Origin of the sequence: Sphingobacterium phlebotomi, from assembly GCF_008180195.1 — a bacterium.
Taxonomy (GTDB): Bacteria; Bacteroidota; Bacteroidia; order Sphingobacteriales; family Sphingobacteriaceae; genus Sphingobacterium; species Sphingobacterium phlebotomi.
Genome location: NZ_VTAV01000011.1, coordinates 105,075 through 124,054, shown reverse-complemented (window position 1 = coordinate 124,054; position 18,980 = coordinate 105,075). Strand labels below are relative to the sequence as shown.

Sequence of the window (18,980 nt, the reverse complement as noted above, 5' to 3'; positions counted from 1 at the left end):
ACTTCATAATTTCACAACTCCACCCGTTTTAACAGATTCGTCGCAGGCAAAAGCAATTCGTAAACTGTTGATTGCATCTTCCATAGATTTGGATAAATCTAAATCCTCCCTTATAGCACGCAGAAAATGCAATTGTTCTCGATCGCATAGCTCTTGATGGCTTGGTTCATCCGTCAAATCTATCCATTCATCGGGTCTAACGAACTTGTTGTTTTCGTCTATATCCGCATAATGCACACGTAACGACTCTGTTTGGGTATGTGCTTCCACAGAATCGGATTGACCTCTCCCACCGGCTTTATTAGCGACAATAGATACGGAACCTTTAGGACCAATGACATCTTTAACAAAAAATGCCGTTTCACTTATCATGGGCCCCCACCCCGCTTCATACCAACCTACCGAGCCATCATCAAAATGGATCTGTAGCTGCCCATAGTTATAGTTATCCAATGGTATATCTTTCGTTAAACGGGCACCAATAGCAGATACTTGAATGGGACGCGCTTTGGTCATCTGGCACATCACATCTATATAATGTACGCCACAATCCACAATAGGGCTTAAACTCTTCATCAGATTTTGGTGCACATCCCACATGTACCCCTGACTCTGTTGGTTTAAATTCATACGGAACACCAACGGAGTACCCAATGTCCTCCCTATTTCTATAAATTTGATCCATGAGGGATGGTAGCGAAGAATATATCCCACCACCAGCTTCTTACCCGATTCTTTGGCTGCCTGAATCACTCGTTTGGCTCCCACCACACTGTCTGCCAACGGTTTCTCCATAAAAACATGTGCATCGGCTGCAAAGGCTTTTAACGCATATTCCTCATGTGTATCGGGATACGTCGCAATACATACTGCATCCGGTTCCGTTTGACGCAAAGCGTCATCATAGTGATCGAATGTCGGATAATTAGCCTCAAGCATGGTGTTAACGCGATGTTTACTATCTCCTCTGGACACCAATCCAACAATCTCAAACCCAGCCAATTTATGATAGGCGGCCGCGTGTGATGCCCCCATATTACCACAGCCTACAACCAATATCCTTATTTGTTTCATCCTTACGTAAACTTATAGTGGCCCGGTCTCGGAATCGTCAATTCATCTATTTGCATATCCCAGTTATAGTCCTCCGTAGGTGGTCCTAAAACTTCTTTCGAATGGATAACCTCATCGTAAGATAACGTTCTGCCTGAATAGGCCGATAATCTCGCCCAAATCGCCATCAGCGTTGAGTTGATCATGAAATCACCATCATTGATAACCTGCTTCTCTCTTATGGCTTGAAAGAGTTCGTCATGTTGTGTTTGGTACATATTGTTAAGACGTTCGGTATTACGCCAAGGTTGATCTCCTAAAATCTCATAGTTGGTGTTAATCCCCACATTGACATATCCTTTCGTTCCCATGGCTTCCACGGTATTACGTGGCGTCGTACCATTCTGTTGGCGACCAAAATGGAACGTACGGAATCCATTTTCGTATTCATACTCTACCGCAAAGTGATCGTACACATTTCCGAATTTATTCCAAGGACGGCTCTGGCGTCCACCGGTAGCGGTTACTTTTTGCGGAAGCTCATTATTCAATATCCACGACATATAATCTACACTATGTATCGTCTGTTCTACAATCATATCGCCCGAATATCGTTGGTAATAGTACCAATTCCTTAGTTGATAGGCTAAATCATTCCATTCTGGTTGTCTTTCTTTATAGCTCAACTCACCGCCGTGGCGAAAAGAAGAAATCGCTTTGATTTCTCCGATGGCACCATCTTGCACACGGGAAATAATCTCTCTGTTCGGAAAAGAATAACGAAAACAAAATCCACTTACCAAACATAATTTCTTTTCTTTTGCCAACTTGATGGCTGCTTCTACCTCATGTAGCCCCGGTATATCTACAGCAACAGGTTTTTCACAGAAGATATGTTTTCCTTCTTTTACGGCTAATGCCAAATGAGCGGGTCTAAAATTTGGTGGTGTGCACAATAATACAACATCCACTTTCGATTTAATCAGCTTTTCATAAGCATCAAAACCGAGAAAGGAAGTTTTTTCAGTTACGGCTATACGATCACCGTATTTTTGTTTTAAAGCAGATAACGTATTATTTAGGTTATCTTCAAAAATATCCGCCAATGCCGTTACGTGTACATGAGGGTCGGCTTCCAGTGCTTGAAATACTGCCCCGGTTCCTCTTCCCCCGCATCCGATCAATCCCACTCGGATGATCTTTTTCTTTGTTTCTGCAACAGTGCCGAAGATTGGGGTACTCATAGCTGCCGAGCCGATAACCAGCCCGCTATTCTTGATAAAATCTCTGCGATTAATCATCTTATATGTTACGGTTTCAAAAAAAGATTATATAAATTCACAAGCAATTTAGCAATTACCACAAAATATGCAAAATGCTATCAGAGAAGTTACACCACTCATTACGGATAATGCCGCTGTACTGGGATTATTAATGGTCGTCTTAGGTCTTGTCTTTTATACGGCAAACCTCAAAAATAAATATATAGCAAAGTTTTATTCGGTCATCCCACCGTTGTTACTTTGTTATTTTATTCCCGGCGTACTTAATTCTATCCATATTATAGATGGCGAAAACTCTCCTCTTACAAGTATCGGTAGTCGTTTTTTTCTACCAGCTTGTCTCATCCTTTTCACGTTAAGCCTAAATCTCAAAGAAATGTGGAATTTACGCAAGGGTGTGGGTTTGATGTTTTTCACAGGTATGATTGGCATCATTATAGGTGGTCCGTTGGCTGTTTGGATGACATCTCTTGTTGCACCGAGCGTCGTAGGTGGTGCGGGGCCCGATGAAGTTTGGCGAGGACTAGGAACACTTGCCGGTTCATGGATTGGAGGAAGTGCTAACCAAGCAGCACTCCGAGAAATACTCCAACCTTCACAAGAGTTATTTTCTGCCACCATTGCCGTCGACGTATTTGTTGCTTATATATGGATGGCATTTCTCTTGTATGGAGCGTCAAAACAGCAGAAATTTAATCAGTTTTTTAAAGCGGATACCACCGAAGTAGACGCCTTGACAAAAAGGATGGACGAACAGCAGAAAGCAAGTATCCGTATACCGGAAACGAAGGATTTAATGCTCATGCTGTCACTCGCCTTAGGTGGCACGGGGCTAGCATCGCTCTTAGCAAATCCCATCACATCCTATATGGAAGTCCACTTTCCGGAATTGGAAAAATTCTCGTTAACAAACAGCTTCTTTTGGCTTGTTTTATTTGCGACTATAATCGGTATTATCCTTTCTTTTACATCGGCACGCAAACTGGAAAGCGCCGGAGCATCGAAAATAGCAACTGTATTATTGTATATGCTAATTGTCACCATTGGTATGCAAATGGACGTTACCGCTATTCTGGAAAACCCGGGCTTATTTATGGTTGGAATCATTTGGATTAGTATTCATGCACTACTCCTATTATTGGTAGGAAAACTAATGAAAGCACCTTTTTTCTACTATGCTATAGGCAGCATGGCAAATGTTGGTGGCGTAGCCTCCGCCACCGTTACCTCCGCTGCTTTTCATCCTTCTCTTGTTTCTGTAGGGGTAATCCTATCGGTGTTTAGCTATGCTGTTGGCACATACGCAGGATGGTTGACGGCCATATTGATGCAATTAGCTTCTCCTGGTTAGTAAATTACAAATGACGAATAACAAACAACAAAATCAACATGAAACAAAATATTTATTATGAAGGACAAGTGCTTTGGGCTCAACTAGACCCGAACATGCATCTTAGACATTCCGCATACGCCGACTTTTGTGCACAGGCACGAAGTAATATGTTGACCAAGGCAGGACTTTCACTGGAAGAATTTGCAAAATATCATATCGGCCCTATTTTATTTCGGGAGGAGCTCATCTATTATCGAGAAATCGGGCTTGACGAACGCATATCCGTAAAAGTGGAAATGACAAAGCTTAACCTTAAAAATTTTCGATTCTCGTTTCGCCACGAGATTTATAAAGAGAATGGCATAAAGGCAGCGACAGTTGAGATAGACGGTGCTTGGTTAGATCTTCAAAAACGAAAACTAACAATCATTCCAGAAGCGTGGCATTCCATTTTTGACGCTATTCCAAAAGCGGATGACTATACCGTGTATTCCGAATGATAATAGCGATGAATCTTCTTATTTTAGAAGATTCACCGCATATAAATCTTTTCTTCTATCTTTTAATATTTTTACCGTGCCATACTCATGCAAATCCCGAAGGGCATATAAATCCACATCCGCTATCAGTACCATTTCTGTGTTGGGAGTAGCCTCTGCTTTGATACCATTGTTAGGGAAAGCAAAATCTGACGGCGTAAAGACGGCAGATTGCGAATACTGAATATCCATATTATTCACACGAGGTAAATTGCCCACACAGCCTGCTATCGCTACATAACATTCGTTTTCGATAGCTCTTGCCTGTGCACATGCCCTAACGCGCAAATAACCATTCTGGGTGTCGGTCATGTATGGCACAAAAAGTATTTGCATGCCTTGGTCGGCCATAATCCGGCTGACTTCCGGAAATTCTACGTCATAACATATCAACAGCCCAACCTTTCCGCAATCTGTATCAAATACATTGATTTCATTTCCTCCCACCATCCCGTAATATTTAAACTCATTGGGTGTGATATGAATTTTTTTATGTACATCTACTTTTCCGTTTCGATGACATAGATAAGATGCGTTATAGAGTTTTTTATACTCCATAATAGGCATAGATCCGGCAATAATATTGACATTATAAGACACCGCAAATTCCTGGAGCTTTTCCACAATTTCACTCGTCAGTTCCGAAAGCTTCTCCATGGCGGCACGCTCCGGCAGATCATTGTATGGGCTCATCAATGGCGTATTAAAAAACTCCGGAAACATGACAAAGTCCGATCCATAGTCGCTGACCGCATCTACAAAGAATTCCACTTGATCGTAAAATTCATTTATGTCTTTAAATGACCGCATCTGCCACTGCACCAATCCCAATCTCGTGGTTTGTTTAGAAGCAGAAGAAGATTTTGCATCTGGGTCATAATAGATATTATCCCATTGCAATAGGGTCGCAAATTCATTTGATTCCTTATCTTCCGGAAGATAATTCTTCAGAATCTTGGAAACGTGAAAATCATTGGACAACTGAAAGGTAAGGGTCGGGTCAAAAATCTCTTTTCGCTTTACTTTTTCAATATAGGTCCGCGGTGTTATTTTATCTGCATAGGCATGGTAGTTTGGTATACGCCCGCCCGCAACAATCCCACGAAGGTTCATTTGCTCACACAGCTCTTTACGGGCATCATACAGACGTCTACCTAAACGCAGAGACCGGAAATCAGGATGTACAAATACCTCAATTCCATAAAGAATGTCTCCCTCATAATCATGGGTCGAAAACTTTCCATCATCTATAATCTCATAATATTTCTTGTAAATATTGGTCTTCTTCGAATCGATGATTAACGAAAGCGCACAGGCTACTACACGCCTATCGACTTCCACACACAGTTGCCCTTCAGGAAAGACCTCTATCAAATCCACGATGTTTTCACGTGTCCACACATCGCCCGTATCCCCGCCATAAGCCTTCTCCATGGAGCGCTTTAAATCCTTATAGTCCTCTATCGTTAAATTTCTAACCTGTATATCCATACCCCTATGCTTCTCCTTTTGGACCTCCAAAATTTAGCGGCAGCCCTGGCTCCCCTGCTTTGATCGCACCATTGGCTGCCTCAAACCGATTCACATTATCCTGTAATGCTCCTAACAGTCTTTTAGCGTGCTCTGGTGTTAAAACAATTCTGGATTTGACCTTTGCTTTGGGTACTCCAGGCATAATACGGATAAAATCCACTACAAATTCAGAGCTTGAATGTGTGATAATCGCTAGATTACTATAAATGCCTTCCGCGATTTCTTCACTCAATTCTATACTCAATTCATTATTCTCTATTTCTTCGTTATTGTTGTTCTTCAAGTCCATAAAATTACATCCGTTTTATTTCTTTATAATTTTTGATATTATCTACACAATAAACGACCTAAAATCCTGTCCATCCTCTATCTTGAGCAACACCTCATAAATAAGCCGTATCACGTTGTCCAAATCTTCTTTATGCACCATTTCTACTGTCGTATGCATATAACGCAAAGGCAATGATATCAAGGCTGAAGGCACGCCACCGTTTGAATAAGCAAAAGCATCGGTATCCGTTCCGGTGAAACGAGAGGATGCCTGCCGCTGAAATGGAATATCGTTCTCCTTCGCCACATCTATCAAAAGCCGATTCAGATTAATCTGCACGGCAGGCGCATAGGATAACACCGGTCCCTGACCACATGCTAAGTCGCCCTGCGTAATTTTATTAATCATTGGTGTTTGTGTATCATGCGTTACGTCCGTCACGATGGCAAGATTAGGCTTGATGTAGTGCGTAATCATCTCCGCTCCGCGTAAACCGATTTCTTCCTGCACCGCATTCACGATATATAAACCGAAAGGTAGTTTTTTCTTATGCTGTTTTAACAAACGCGCTACTTCCGCGACCATAAAGCCTCCGGCACGGTTATCTAGCGCACGTCCTACATAATAACGGTCGTTAAGCACCATAAATTCATCTTCATAAGTCACCACACAGCCTACATGAATCCCCAGCTCTTCCACCTCTTCTTTGGAAGTGGCACCACAATCCAAAAAGATGTTCTTCAAGGAGGGTGCATCCTCCTTCTCACCCGAACGCGTGTGTATAGCAGGCCATCCAAAAACTGCCTTTACCATACCATTATCAGTATGGATATTTACACGCTTCGAAGGCGCGATCTGATGGTCAGAACCACCATTCCGAATAACATATATCAGCCCTTCTTTAGTGATATAATTAACAAACCACGATATTTCATCGGCATGCGCTTCAATGACTACTTTATATGATGCCTCCGGATTGATAATCCCTACTGCCGTACCATAATTATCGATATAGGTTTTGTCTACGTAAGGTTTCAGATAATCTAACCATAAACGCTGTCCTTCCCATTCAAAACCGGTTGGCGACGGATTATTGATATATTTTTCAAAAAACTTCAGTGATTTATCCGTTACAACGGATACATGATTCTTTTTTTCTTTTGTTTTTTTATTTGCCATATATTCTATCTATATCTATAACCATGCAATCCTCCGGATTGCATGGTTATCAAAGTTAGGAATTTCACTCAAATAGCATAAGAAATTTTATATGCATATGCTTATATTGCATATAAAAATAAATTTATTTAGGTTTACCGCACAATTGAAGACTTATGCACGCAATATTAAATGTTATCCATTGGAATATAGACCCTGTCATTTTTGAAATAGGTTCTTTTGGTCTACGCTATTACGCGTTATGCTTTTTAGCAGCCTTTGTGGTATCGTATATCCTCATGTTGAAAATTTTCAATAGAGAGGGCAAAACACAAGAACTACTGGATCAATTAAGTATTTATATCTTTTTAGGCACGTTAATCGGAGCACGGTTGGGCCACTGTCTTTTCTATGAATTTGACTATTATAGCCAGCATCCGCTGGAAATGATTCTTCCTTTCCGTATGGTAAATGGCAGTTTTGAACTTACCGGATTTCAAGGACTTGCTAGTCATGGCGGGGCTATTGGTATTCTATTGGCATTATGGTTGTTCTCCCGAAAAACGAAAACCGATTTCATGTGGATTACCGATAGATTGATTATTGTCGTCCCACTTGCAGGAGCATTTGTACGATTGGGCAACTTCTTCAATTCGGAGATTATCGGGCTTCCGACCTCCGTGCCGTGGGCTGTAGTGTTTGAAAGAGAAGATATGCTACCACGCCACCCGGCGCAACTTTATGAAGCAATCGCTTATATTATCATCTTTATCATTTTATGGACGATGTACCAAAAGAATGCAAAACCCAAAGCAGGTTATCTATTTGGTATATTCCTGGTTCTGTTATTTGGTGCCCGGTTTGTGCTTGAATTTTATAAAGAAAACCAGGAAGCTTTTGAAGACAGCATGAAGTTTAATATGGGGCAATTACTAAGTATTCCCTTTATGATTGGGGGATTATACCTTATTTTCCGAAAACCGAAACAGAAAGCATAAATCCATTGGGAATAGATGGTCTATAAAAAACTCTCTATTCCCAATTTATAACTGTTTAGGCCAAAACCGCAAATTACGCCAACACAGTTTTGGGCAAGATAGGAACGGTGGCGGAATGCCTCACGCTTGTGTACGTTTGAAATATGCACTTCCACGACTGGCGTTGTAATACCGGCAATGGCATCGCCAATAGCCAGAGAGGTATGCGTATAGGCTCCGGCATTGAGTACGATACCATCATAAGAAAAACCGATCTCATGCAATTTGTCGATAATCTCACCCTCGTGGTTACTTTGGAAATAAGACAGCTCAATCGTCAAATACCGCTGTCTTAATTCTTCAAAAAAAGATTGGAAATCTTGACTTCCGTAAATATTTTTCTCCCGTATCCCTAATAAATTTAGATTAGGGCCGTTTATGATCATGAGTTTCTTCATAGACTACCTAAATACTGTGTATAAAGATAACAATATCCTAAATATCTCCATAAAAATTACGGAACGAAGAACGAAGCCCGAAACTTATAACACCGGATTTCTCTGTAGGTGAATCCTTTATCCTATTGTAACGTTGCGCATACCCTACTTCGAAACGCAAATTATATTTCGGGTTCAATACATAAGCAGCTTTTACATCGGCATAATAAAGGTCATTCCTTACCCCTTGTCCAATATAATTGCCATGCATATCGGGGATCGTTCGATATGATTGAAAAATATCGCCTCCCATGTTCGTCAATGGGTCAGGATCTGTGCCATAACGGCTGTACACCCCCTGTACAGAGAAATCGAAACGGTTCCACGAATAGTTGGCCATCCCAATGAGCTCTCGGAAATTAGCCCCTCTTGGATGTGCTAATGGTTCGCCGTTATTACTATAGTTGGATATAGACACAAAATGTTGATAGGTATACGGTCGTACGACATTATATTCTGCCAAAAAATTGAGATTCTGCACCTTAAATATATTGAAGCCTTTCACCCCTAGTTGCGTACCCCATTTATTATGCGCATAGCCATTTCCGGCGAAAAACTCTTTAGCCGTAAACTCTCCTAATAAGAATTGTCCATAAGCCGTAAGGTTATCCAGCACTTTATATTTGGCATTCAGCCCTAAGAACATCTTATCGGGCGAAGTCGAGTTATTAGATTCTACCGGACGTAAGAAAATGAGAGGATTAGCGTAATTAAAATCAAATCCACGATGCCCCGCTTCATTACGATTAGCCCACACAACGGCTTGGAAAAAACCAATCGACAAGCGATTTGTGGCGTTATAATCCAAATACTGGAAAGCCCCCCATTTGATACCATCACCGAACCGACCACCGGAGTTGAGCGAGTCTATGCGGGGGTTTCTCGGGTCGTTCATATAGGCCCATATCGATGTATACTGCACATTCCCGATCTTACCCGTGAATTTCAAATGCGCATAATTTGAAGAGAAGTCCGATAATAACAAAGAACGATAACCATCTCCAATATGGTTCTTGTCATACGCTAATGTTGCCTGGAAGTAGTCACTAAAGTCATAACTTAAGTTCGCTGTAGCATACATCCAATCTTTTTTATTGCCAGCTAAGTCTTTCACGTTTCCCTGTCCAGGAATCACGCCAGCTCTGTCGATATAATCGGTAAGGTAATTCGGAAAAACACCTTGATTTTCAAAAGCATTAGCATAAAAAGTAAATTTATCCTTGATATTCAATCCAACCTGAATACCACGGGTGTTCAACCAGGTCGTTCTTTTATCCGCACCGATCATTTCTTTTCCGATTACAAAATCAGGCAGAAAGTCCAAATAAAAGCTATGGTCTTCTTTATGAATTTCCACAAGGTGCTCATTGAATATTTTCCGCATGAAAATATTGTCCGACCCCACTTGATTCAAGCTTTGGATAGAATCATACTTGGCCAATAAATCTCCTTTAAAAAGAAAAGGTTTGGTCGCGGTATGCATCCGTGTATTCGGCGAATAAAGAAGTTCGTCGTATTTTTGATAGTGTTGATATGAATAGGGTTGGTTCTTAACCTGTGCTTTTATGACCGGCATTGTAGTAATCAATGCAAACGACACAAAAAAAAGAAAGTAATGAAACTTCATAGATGAGAAATATATTATACCTGTTCTTCCTAACAATTATTATTCCTAATTTTATTTAACACCAAAGGTAACGATATTAGAGTTGGAAAACTTACAAAGAAAAACCATCTTTGCCTAACAAAAGAAACGGGTAGAAATATAATGATAAATACTGCAAAGCAAGGCCCAATTGGCATATTTGACTCTGGTTTCGGAGGATTAACCGTTTTTCGGAAAATTAAGACCGCCTTGCCTTCATACGATTATATCTATTTGGGAGATAACGCACGCGTTCCCTATGGGACCCGATCGTTTGAAGAAGTTTATGATTTCACAAAAGAATGTGTATTCAAATTATTTGAGCTAGGCTGTAACCTCGTTATCCTTGCATGCAATACAGCATCTGCAAAAGCTTTGCGAACTATTCAACAGAACGATCTCCCTCCAGGAAAGAAAGTACTGGGCGTTATTCGTCCTACCACAGAATCCATCCATTATTACACCAAAACCAATGAAGTAGGTGTGCTTGCCACCCCGGGCACCGTATTATCTGAATCCTATAAAATAGAGATCACCAAGTTTCATCCGGAAATAAAAGTATATCAACACGCCTGCCCATTGTGGGTACCACTTGTTGAAAGAAATGAAATAGACGGAGCAATTGCAAGTGAAATTGTGAGAAAAGATATGCAGCATATACTTGGTCAGAACCCTCAGATTGACACCCTGATTCTAGCTTGCACCCATTACCCCCTATTGCTACCCCTCATAAACCAACACACGCCTCCTCATGTGCAGATCTTGCCTCAGGGCGAATTGATTGCAGCAAGCCTGGTCGATTACTTTAATCGTCACCCCGAAGTGGAGGAAACCTGTTCAAAAAGCGGTCGTATACAGTTTTTCACAACGGATAATCCCGTTGATTTTGAAGAGAAGGCAGCGGTATTTTTTGGAGAAAAAGTACATGCTCAATATATCTCCGTATAGACACAACAAAATATCTTACGCCCTCATCTGCAGCGCCACAGCATACAATTTCATTTGTTTTACCATGGATAATAAACCGTTTGCACGTGTCGGAGATAGATGTTCTTTCAATCCAATTTTGTCAATAAAATAAAGATCCGTCTGTGCTATCTCCTGCGGTGTATGCCCAGATAGCACTTTTACCATCAAGCTTACCAGGCCTTTGGTAATAACCGCGTCACTATCAGCCGTAAAATATACTTTTCCATCCCGCAGTTCCGGATATAACCACACCTTTGATTGGCATCCTTTAATAATATAATCGTCTTTTTTATATTCCTCTTTGATCAAAGGGACTTCCTTTCCCAACTGGATGATGTATTCGTATTTCTCCATCCAGTCTTGATAAAAAGAAAAGTCTTCAATAAGTTCTTCCTGTATCTCGTTTATAGTCATTTTTCGTATTTACTCCTACAACAACATGTTTAACGCTCTCTTCAATCCCTCGATTAGGGCGTCTACTTCTTCTTTGGTATTGTACATGGCTAACGATACCCTGACGGTCCCTGGAATATCAAAGGCGTCCATAACCGGTTGTGCACAGTGATGCCCCGTTCTTACCGCTATGCCCAACTTGTCCAATATGACCCCGATATCATAAGGGTGTACACCATCCACAACAAAAGAAATAACCGAAGATTTTTGTTCTGCTGTTCCGATAAAGCGGATTCCCTCTATTTCTGACAAGCGCGATGTCGCGTAAGCCAAAAGTTCATCTTCATAGGCTTTGATCGCATCCAAACCGATGCCTTCGATGTAATCTATAGCATCGCCCAGACAGATGCCTGCCTCGATATTGGGTGTTCCTGCCTCAAACTTAAAAGGCAGCTCATTATAGGTCGTCTTTTCAAAGGTCACATCCTTAATCATATCCCCCCCCCCTTGATAAGGCGGCATTTTATTTAACAGTTCTTCTTTTCCGTACAATACACCAACTCCCGTTGGACCATACATCTTATGCCCCGAAAAAGCGAAGAAATCCACATCAAGTGCTTGCACATCTATTGCTACGTGTTGTATAGCTTGTGCTCCATCGACCAATACAGGCACACCATGTTCGTGCGCAATATCGATCATCTCTTTTACAGGGTTCACCGTCCCTAAAGCATTGGATACGTACGTGAAAGAAACAAGCTTCGTCCGCTCCGAAAACAACGATTTGTAAGCTTCTATAGCTAACTCTCCGTTATCGTTCATCGGGATAATACGTAGCTTACAACCTTTTTCATCGCAAAGCATTTGCCAAGGCACGATATTCGAATGATGCTCCATAGCGGAAATGATAATTTCATCCCCTGCATCTATAAATGGACGACCATAGCATGAAGCAACAATATTGATAGCCTCTGTTGTTCCTTTAGTGATGATGATTTCATGCTCATGTTTCGCATGAATGAACGCTTGTACTTTACGGCGTGTTACTTCGAAAGCATCGGTGGAAATCTGGCTCAGATAATGCACGCCACGATGCACGTTGCTGTTCATATCGGCATAATAACGTGTAATGGCATCAATAACCTGCTTCGGTTTTTGTGTAGTTGCCCCGTTGTCAAAATAAACCAACGGTCTACCATTCACTTCTCTGCCCAAAATCGGAAAATCTGTCCGTATCTTCTCTATATCAAATATCATCAATATCTATACTCCTTAAATATCCTACAAAGTTAGTATATTAAGCACGAAAACACGTCAAGAGGATGTATTTTATTCTCAATTAATTATCTTTGTATAAGATATGCAAGAATTACCATTAAATATCCCTGAGGGCTCGAGAAAAGAGGTTATGGCATATTTAGAGCCGTTCATGCTGAATGAAATGAGCGAGTATCTAAAGCCTGTAGAAGAAATGTGGCAACCTGCTGATTTCTTGCCAGATGCCTCGCGCGATACTTTTTTTGAAGAAGTGCGAGATCTACAGGAAAGTGCAAAAGAGCTTCCTTATGATTTAGTCGCCGTACTTATTGGTGATACGATCACCGAAGAAGCCCTCCCCACCTATGAGTCCTGGTTAACTATGGTGGAAGACGTCGAGAAAAATGAACAAGGTGGATGGATGAAGTGGGTAAGAGCGTGGACTGCGGAAGAAAACCGCCATGGCGATTTGCTGAACAAATACTTATACCTGTCGGGCCGTATCGATATGCGGCAATTTGAAATATCAACCCAATATTTGATAAAAGATGGTTTTGATATTGGCACGGGTGCCGATCCTTACCGCAATTTTATTTATACCTCGTTCCAAGAGTTGGCGACGAATGTATCGCACCGTCGGGTAGCCGGTATTTCAAAAAAGTCTGGGGATAAACTATTGGCTAAAATGTGCGGCATCATAGCAGCCGATGAAGCCCGGCATGCAAAAGCTTACATGTCATTTATATCACATGCCATGAAAGTAGACCCCAGCGAGGTCATGATAGCGTTCGAAGATATGATGCGTAAAAAGATTGTCATGCCTGCCCATTTTTTACGGGAAGCCGGCGAGCCCCAGGGCGAAGCATTTGCACATTTCTCCGATGCAGCACAACGTATCGAAGTATACACGGCTTTGGATTATATCGATATCCTCCGGGAACTCAACAGCGAATGGGCTATCGATAAAGTGACGGATTTAAACGAAAAAGGGGAAAAAGCACGAGACTATCTGATGAAATTGCCCGATCGCCTCACCAGGTTAGCAGAAAGAACAAAAATCCCCGAGATGCAATATAAATTTAAATGGATTCATGGGTAATACAAAAAAGGCTTGGACAAAATCCAAGCCTTTTTTTTGTAGTGTATTAATCTTTTCGTAAATTTACTTGTCACACTAATAATTGTCATGAAAAAAGAACAATATACCCAGTATTCTTTCCTATTGGATCGAACCGCCAGACGGGTAAAACAATATGCGCAGTCTTCCTTTTCGGAAAAAGCTTTTGATATCACCATCGATCAATGGTCCGTTTTGAAAGTCTTATATAATGAAGACCCCATGACACATAAGGAGTTGGCTGAAAAGACAGGAAAAGATCAACCCACCTTAACCCGCATCGTTGATATTATCATAAAAAAAGAATTGGTAGAACGTGTGGGCCATCCAGAGGACAGGCGATGTTTGCTGGTACAGCTTACAACTAAAGGTCAAAAGAAAGTAAAGGAACTTTCTCCCGAGATCGCCCAGATTCGCATGAAAGCCTGGGAAAATCTTTCAGAAGAAGATTTCAAAAATTTCACCAAAATACTGAATACAATATATGATAATTTGACTGTATAAGTAACTAGTAAATCACTTCATAACTAAATATAACACACATGATAAAAACAGATATATGCATTATAGGAGCAGGTCCGGTTGGTTTATTCGCTGTATTCGAAGCCGGTTTATTAAAAATGAGGTGTCATTTAATAGATGTATTACCGCAAGTTGGCGGACAACTTTCGGAAATATATCCCCATAAGCCGATCTATGATATTCCGGGCTATCCCAGTATTAAAGCGCAAGAGCTTATCGATAAACAAATGGAACAAATCGCACCATTCCAGCCCACATTTACACTTGGGGAGCGCGTAGAAGGTTTGCGAAAGCAAGACGACGGTTCCTATCATGTTATCGGTTCGGATGGTACTGTCATCCACTGCCAGGTGGTCGTCATTGCTGGCGGGTTGGGCTGCTTTGAACCACGAAAGCCTGACTTGGTCAATCTAGCGCTTTATGAAAAATCGCATGTGCATTATATGGTCAAAGATCCAGAGCGCTTCCGCGATAAACGTATCGTAATCGCTGGCGGCGGAGACTCCGCGCTCGACTGGACGGTTTATCTTGCCAACATTGCAAAAGAGGTAACACTCGTACATCGCAATGATTCGTTCCGGGGCGCACCCGATTCTGCAGAAAAAGTCTATCGACTGGCGCAAGAAGGAAAAATAAGCCTACTCTTGTCGCATAATTTGGTTTCGCTTGGTGGAAACGGTCATTTGGAACACATTCACCTTACAAACAAGCAGAAGGAAGACATTGTGGTGCCTACTGAAGATTTTATTCCGTTGTATGGGTTAAGCCCAAAATTGGGACCAATTGCAGCGTGGGGATTAAATATTGATAAAAATGCGATAGAAGTCGACACATTTGATTACGCGACCAATATGGAACGAATCTATGCTATTGGCGACATCAACACGTATCCCGGAAAACTTAAATTAATTCTCTCTGGATACCACGAAGCCGCTCTGATGTGTCAAAGTGCTTTCCAATATGTTTATCCGGATCAAAAATTAAGTTTTAAATACACCACCGTAAACGGCGTTAACGCATTTTAAATGGAAAACATTATCCATATTACTGTCGAAGATCGTGATGGGGCAACGCAAACCATCGAAATTCCTACAGATATCAATTTAAGTCTCATGGAAATCCTAAAAGCTTCGGAATACAATATTTTGGCTACCTGTGGAGGTATGGCACTCTGCGCGACCTGTCATATACAAGTATTAAACGGCAGCGACAACTTGTCGGAAGCTACAGACCAGGAGCTGGATATGTTGGATACCCTACCGGATGCAGACATGGAAAGCAGGTTAGCCTGCCAATTGCATCTCACGAACGACAATGACGGGTTGCGGTTAAAAATTAAGGGGGCATTGCAATAACAAATAGCGTAAAAATTTACGCTAGGTTTTCGTACTTTTGCCCCCAAAATAGAACAAAATTAGTTTATCATGTTATTAGATCGTTCTGAAAGAAGCTTTCCGAGAGTGATTATTATCGGCGGTGGTTTTGGTGGTGTCGAAGTTGCCAGATGTTTAAAAGACAAAGAAGTTGAAGTATTGCTAATCGACAGGAATAACTTCCATACTTTTCAGCCACTGATGTATCAAGTAGCTACCGGAACATTAGCTGCGGATGCCATTTCGTTTCCTATCCGGAAAATGTTCAAGTCACAGCAGAATTTTCGATTTAGAATGGCTGATGTTACCGAAATCGATCATACGGAGAAGATTGTTAAAACATCGGTTGGCGACTATGATTACGATTATCTGGTTATCGCGACCGGCGCTACGTCCAATTTCTTCGGTAACAAACAAGTAGAGCAATACGCTTTGCCTATGAAAAGTATTCATGAGGCTTTAAATATTCGAAGTTATGTTTTGCAAAATCTGGAGGAGGCCGTGCTCCGCAAAAACTATCATGACCGGGAACGCTTTCTTAATTTCGTTGTGGTAGGTGGTGGCCCTACAGGTGTAGAACTTTCTGGAGCTATAGCCGAAATTCAACTCCATATGCTCAAAAAAGATTACCCGGAGCTGTCCAAAAATGAAATGAAAGTATATCTCGTAGAAGGTACCGGAAACATATTAGCGGCGTTGTCGGAAAAATCTTCACAGGACGCCGAACGTTACTTGCGGGATCTTGGGGTAAATATATTGCTCAACACACAAGTGACCGGCTATGACGGAGATACCATTAAGTTTTCTAATGGAGAAAGTATTCCGACTAAGACTGTAATTTGGGGGGCTGGTGTGATGGGACAATTTCCGGCAGGAATACATCCCGAAATTATTCAACGCGGTAACCGTATCCAGACAGATGGGCAGTGCCGCGTAAGTGGAATGGGCAACGTCTATGCTATCGGTGACGTCGCAGCGATGATTACCGAAGATACCCCTAGAGGACTCCCCGGTGTGGCTCCTGCCGCACAACAACAAGGTGCATATGTCGCCAAACATATCCTAAAGAACATGAACAATCAGCAGGCTGCTGATTTTAAATATTTCGATAAGGGTTCCATGGCCACCATTGGAAGAAACAAAGCGGTAGTAGATATGGGGCGTTTTCACATGAAAGGATTTATCGCTTGGCTTACCTGGATGTTTGTCCATCTGGTTTCTATTTTTGGATTTAGGAACAAATTGGTGACCTTTGTTAACTGGTCGATCAAATTTTTCACCAAAAACAGCGGTATCCGCTTAATCATAAACAAATACAAGCGACCAGACGTAGAAAAGGAAACGGAGCCCGAATATCATTCATAAAATAATCATGGAAAACAAAGCCATAGCCAAAATTTTCAAATTGTACAGTCAACTCATGGAGTTGTTCGACGAAAATCCGTTTCGAACAAAAGCTATGGCTTCTGCCTCCTTCAAGATTGATAAATTGCCTTTCTCAGCGGCAGGTGTTACCATAGATCAGCTTAGTACACAACCGGGCATTGGTAAAAGTACAGCCGAAAAGATTATAACGATTTTGGAAACAGGTTCATTCCCGGAGTTAGACAACCTTATTGCCCAAACTCCACAAGGCGTTTTGGCTATGCTGACGATAAAAGGATTAGGTCCCAAAAAAATTCGATCCATTTGGAAGGACCTAGGTATTGAATCTATCGGAGAACTCCTCTACGCTTGCAATGAAAACCGATTAATGGAAGCTAAAGGTTTCGGTCTGAAAACACAAGAAGAAATCCGCAAATCCATTGAGTTCTCCAATGCCAACCAAGGATTGTTTTTATACGCTAAAGTAGAGAAAATTGCAGCAACCCTGTTAGGAAGTCTGGTTTCTCATTTTCCAGATCAACAACATGTTTTTACGGGCGACATGAGACGGAAATGTGAAATCATCTCGTCCGTTGATATATTGACAACCTGTAGCATCTCAGAAATACAGTCTTTTTTGAGAGAGATGCCGGCGTACACTGCCGAAGAACAGCAAGATACTGCTGTTCAGTTAAGCGATGAACTAGGGGTTCGCTACCGTATACAAACCACATCCGAAGAACGGTTTGCGATCGATTTGCTGATTACAACAGGGAGTGAGACGCATATAAGAGAACTGCAGACCATCCGACGTACCTTACCAACTTTCGCATCCGAAGAGGCAATCTATGAAGCACTCGGCCTATCGTATATCGAACCCGAATTAAGAGAGGGGGCGGGAGAAATCAATTGGGCGAAAAACGGACAATTACCCCAACTTATTACATATGCCGACTTAAAAGGCACGTTACACAATCACTCCACCTATAGTGACGGCGTACATTCATTGGAACAAATGGCGATGTACTGTAAAGATGAACTGGGATTAAGCTATTTCGGTATTTGTGACCATTCCAAAACAGCCGTTTATGCGGGTGGGCTTAGCATAGAACGTGTAAAAGAGCAATGGATAGAAATTGAACAGTTAAATCAAAAACTAGCTCCTTTTCGGATTTTCAGCGGTATAGAGTCGGATATTCTGTCCGACGGTAGTTTGGATTATCCTGATGATATTCTTGCAAAATTTGATTTCGTTGTGGCCTCTATCCATAGCAATTTACGCATGGATGAAGAAAAAGCTACCCAACGGCTAATTACGGCTATCGAAAACCCATATACCACTATCCTTGGGCATCCCACAGGCCGTTTGCTACTCAGCAGACCGGGCTATCCTATTGACTATAAAAAGGTAATAGACGCCTGTGTGGCTAACCAAGTGGTCATCGAAATCAATGCCAATCCGTTACGGCTGGACCTTGATTGGCGTTGGCAAAGATATGCGTTGGAAAAAGGGATTTTGCTATCCATTAACCCCGATGCGCACCGTACCGAAGGCTTAACGGATATGCAGTATGGCGTATATGTCGCGCGAAAAGGCGGGCTATCTCCCGAGCGTTGTCTTAATGCTTTTTCTTTGGAAGAGATCGAACAATATTTCGCTAAGAAGAAAAGATAAAAAAAGGGCTCGCAAAATGC

The 18,980-nt window shown here is 41.6% G+C and carries 19 protein-coding genes; 10 read left to right on the top strand and 9 right to left on the bottom strand.

Annotation, left to right across the window (positions count from 1 at the left end):
- Positions 1-3: 3 nt before the first annotated feature.
- Together FXV77_RS15095 and FXV77_RS15090 are read right to left on the bottom strand one after the other, a co-directional pair.
- Positions 4-1,074 (bottom strand): Gfo/Idh/MocA family protein, encoded by a 1,071-nt coding sequence (locus FXV77_RS15095; protein WP_148920067.1) that lies wholly within the window; start codon positions 1,072-1,074, stop codon positions 4-6.
- A gap of 2 nt (positions 1,075-1,076) precedes the next feature.
- Positions 1,077-2,354: a Gfo/Idh/MocA family protein gene (locus tag FXV77_RS15090; protein WP_148920066.1), complete on the bottom strand. Its 1,278-nt coding sequence runs from the start codon at positions 2,352-2,354 to the stop codon at positions 1,077-1,079.
- A gap of 67 nt (positions 2,355-2,421) precedes the next feature.
- On the opposite strand from FXV77_RS15090, the gene FXV77_RS15085 reads away from it, so the two are divergent.
- Positions 2,422-3,687, top strand: coding sequence for a DUF819 family protein (locus tag FXV77_RS15085; RefSeq protein WP_187444150.1), 1,266 nt, complete (start codon positions 2,422-2,424; stop codon positions 3,685-3,687).
- A gap of 38 nt (positions 3,688-3,725) precedes the next feature.
- The gene (locus FXV77_RS15080; RefSeq protein ID WP_148920065.1) at positions 3,726-4,169 is read left to right on the top strand and encodes an acyl-CoA thioesterase; all 444 of its coding nucleotides are present in this window, start codon (positions 3,726-3,728) and stop codon (positions 4,167-4,169) included.
- An 18-nt stretch (positions 4,170-4,187) separates the two neighbouring features.
- Here FXV77_RS15080 and FXV77_RS15075 read toward each other — a convergent pair whose 3' ends face one another.
- Genes FXV77_RS15075 through FXV77_RS15065 form a run of 3 tightly spaced genes read right to left on the bottom strand, consistent with a single transcriptional unit; the run spans position 4,188 to position 7,191 of the window.
- Complete coding sequence (locus FXV77_RS15075) at positions 4,188-5,699, bottom strand: bifunctional GNAT family N-acetyltransferase/carbon-nitrogen hydrolase family protein (protein WP_148920064.1); 1,512 nt, start codon at positions 5,697-5,699, stop codon at positions 4,188-4,190.
- A 4-nt stretch (positions 5,700-5,703) separates the two neighbouring features.
- The gene (locus tag FXV77_RS15070) at positions 5,704-6,030 is read right to left on the bottom strand and encodes a DUF3467 domain-containing protein (protein WP_148920063.1); all 327 of its coding nucleotides are present in this window, start codon (positions 6,028-6,030) and stop codon (positions 5,704-5,706) included.
- Positions 6,031-6,072: 42 nt separating this feature from the next.
- Positions 6,073-7,191, bottom strand: a complete 1,119-nt coding sequence (locus tag FXV77_RS15065) for a M42 family metallopeptidase (protein WP_148920062.1) — start codon at positions 7,189-7,191, stop codon at positions 6,073-6,075.
- A 155-nt stretch (positions 7,192-7,346) separates the two neighbouring features.
- On the opposite strand from FXV77_RS15065, the gene lgt reads away from it, so the two are divergent.
- On the top strand, positions 7,347-8,168 hold the full coding sequence (gene lgt, locus FXV77_RS15060) for a prolipoprotein diacylglyceryl transferase (protein WP_148920061.1): 822 nt from the start codon (positions 7,347-7,349) through the stop codon (positions 8,166-8,168).
- A gap of 20 nt (positions 8,169-8,188) precedes the next feature.
- Here the strand turns inward: lgt and aroQ are convergent, their stop codons facing one another.
- Both aroQ and FXV77_RS15050 read right to left on the bottom strand, forming a co-directional pair.
- Positions 8,189-8,605 carry a type II 3-dehydroquinate dehydratase gene (gene aroQ, locus FXV77_RS15055; RefSeq protein WP_148920060.1) on the bottom strand — a complete coding sequence of 139 codons (417 nt, stop codon included), beginning with the start codon at positions 8,603-8,605 and terminating at the stop codon, positions 8,189-8,191.
- Between the two features lie 37 nt (positions 8,606-8,642).
- A complete protein-coding gene (locus FXV77_RS15050; RefSeq protein WP_246162482.1) occupies positions 8,643-10,271 on the bottom strand; it encodes a gliding motility protein RemB in 1,629 nt (542 codons plus the stop codon).
- Positions 10,272-10,412: 141 nt separating this feature from the next.
- Between FXV77_RS15050 and murI the strand changes: the two genes are divergently transcribed.
- On the top strand, positions 10,413-11,237 hold the full coding sequence (gene murI / locus FXV77_RS15045) for a glutamate racemase (protein WP_148920059.1): 825 nt from the start codon (positions 10,413-10,415) through the stop codon (positions 11,235-11,237).
- A 15-nt stretch (positions 11,238-11,252) separates the two neighbouring features.
- Here murI and FXV77_RS15040 read toward each other — a convergent pair whose 3' ends face one another.
- A complete protein-coding gene (locus FXV77_RS15040; protein WP_148920058.1) occupies positions 11,253-11,672 on the bottom strand; it encodes a SufE family protein in 420 nt (139 codons plus the stop codon).
- 15 nt (positions 11,673-11,687) lie between these two features.
- Positions 11,688-12,908: a SufS family cysteine desulfurase gene (locus tag FXV77_RS15035; protein WP_187444149.1), complete on the bottom strand. Its 1,221-nt coding sequence runs from the start codon at positions 12,906-12,908 to the stop codon at positions 11,688-11,690.
- Between the two features lie 103 nt (positions 12,909-13,011).
- Here FXV77_RS15035 and FXV77_RS15030 point away from each other — a divergent pair, with 103 nt between their 5' ends.
- The 6 genes from FXV77_RS15030 (at position 13,012) to FXV77_RS15005 (ending at position 18,960) form a co-directional block, all read left to right on the top strand.
- Positions 13,012-14,007 (top strand): acyl-ACP desaturase, encoded by a 996-nt coding sequence (locus tag FXV77_RS15030; protein WP_148920056.1) that lies wholly within the window; start codon positions 13,012-13,014, stop codon positions 14,005-14,007.
- 87 nt (positions 14,008-14,094) lie between these two features.
- Positions 14,095-14,529, top strand: coding sequence for a MarR family winged helix-turn-helix transcriptional regulator (locus tag FXV77_RS15025; protein ID WP_148920055.1), 435 nt, complete (start codon positions 14,095-14,097; stop codon positions 14,527-14,529).
- 38 nt (positions 14,530-14,567) lie between these two features.
- Positions 14,568-15,572 carry an NAD(P)/FAD-dependent oxidoreductase gene (locus FXV77_RS15020; protein ID WP_148920054.1) on the top strand — a complete coding sequence of 335 codons (1,005 nt, stop codon included), beginning with the start codon at positions 14,568-14,570 and terminating at the stop codon, positions 15,570-15,572.
- Positions 15,573-15,902, top strand: a complete 330-nt coding sequence (locus FXV77_RS15015) for a 2Fe-2S iron-sulfur cluster-binding protein (protein WP_148920053.1) — start codon at positions 15,573-15,575, stop codon at positions 15,900-15,902.
- A 69-nt stretch (positions 15,903-15,971) separates the two neighbouring features.
- Positions 15,972-17,285, top strand: a complete 1,314-nt coding sequence (locus FXV77_RS15010) for an NAD(P)/FAD-dependent oxidoreductase (protein WP_148920052.1) — start codon at positions 15,972-15,974, stop codon at positions 17,283-17,285.
- A 7-nt stretch (positions 17,286-17,292) separates the two neighbouring features.
- Positions 17,293-18,960: a DNA polymerase/3'-5' exonuclease PolX gene (locus FXV77_RS15005; RefSeq protein ID WP_148920051.1), complete on the top strand. Its 1,668-nt coding sequence runs from the start codon at positions 17,293-17,295 to the stop codon at positions 18,958-18,960.
- Positions 18,961-18,980 lie beyond the last annotated feature (20 nt).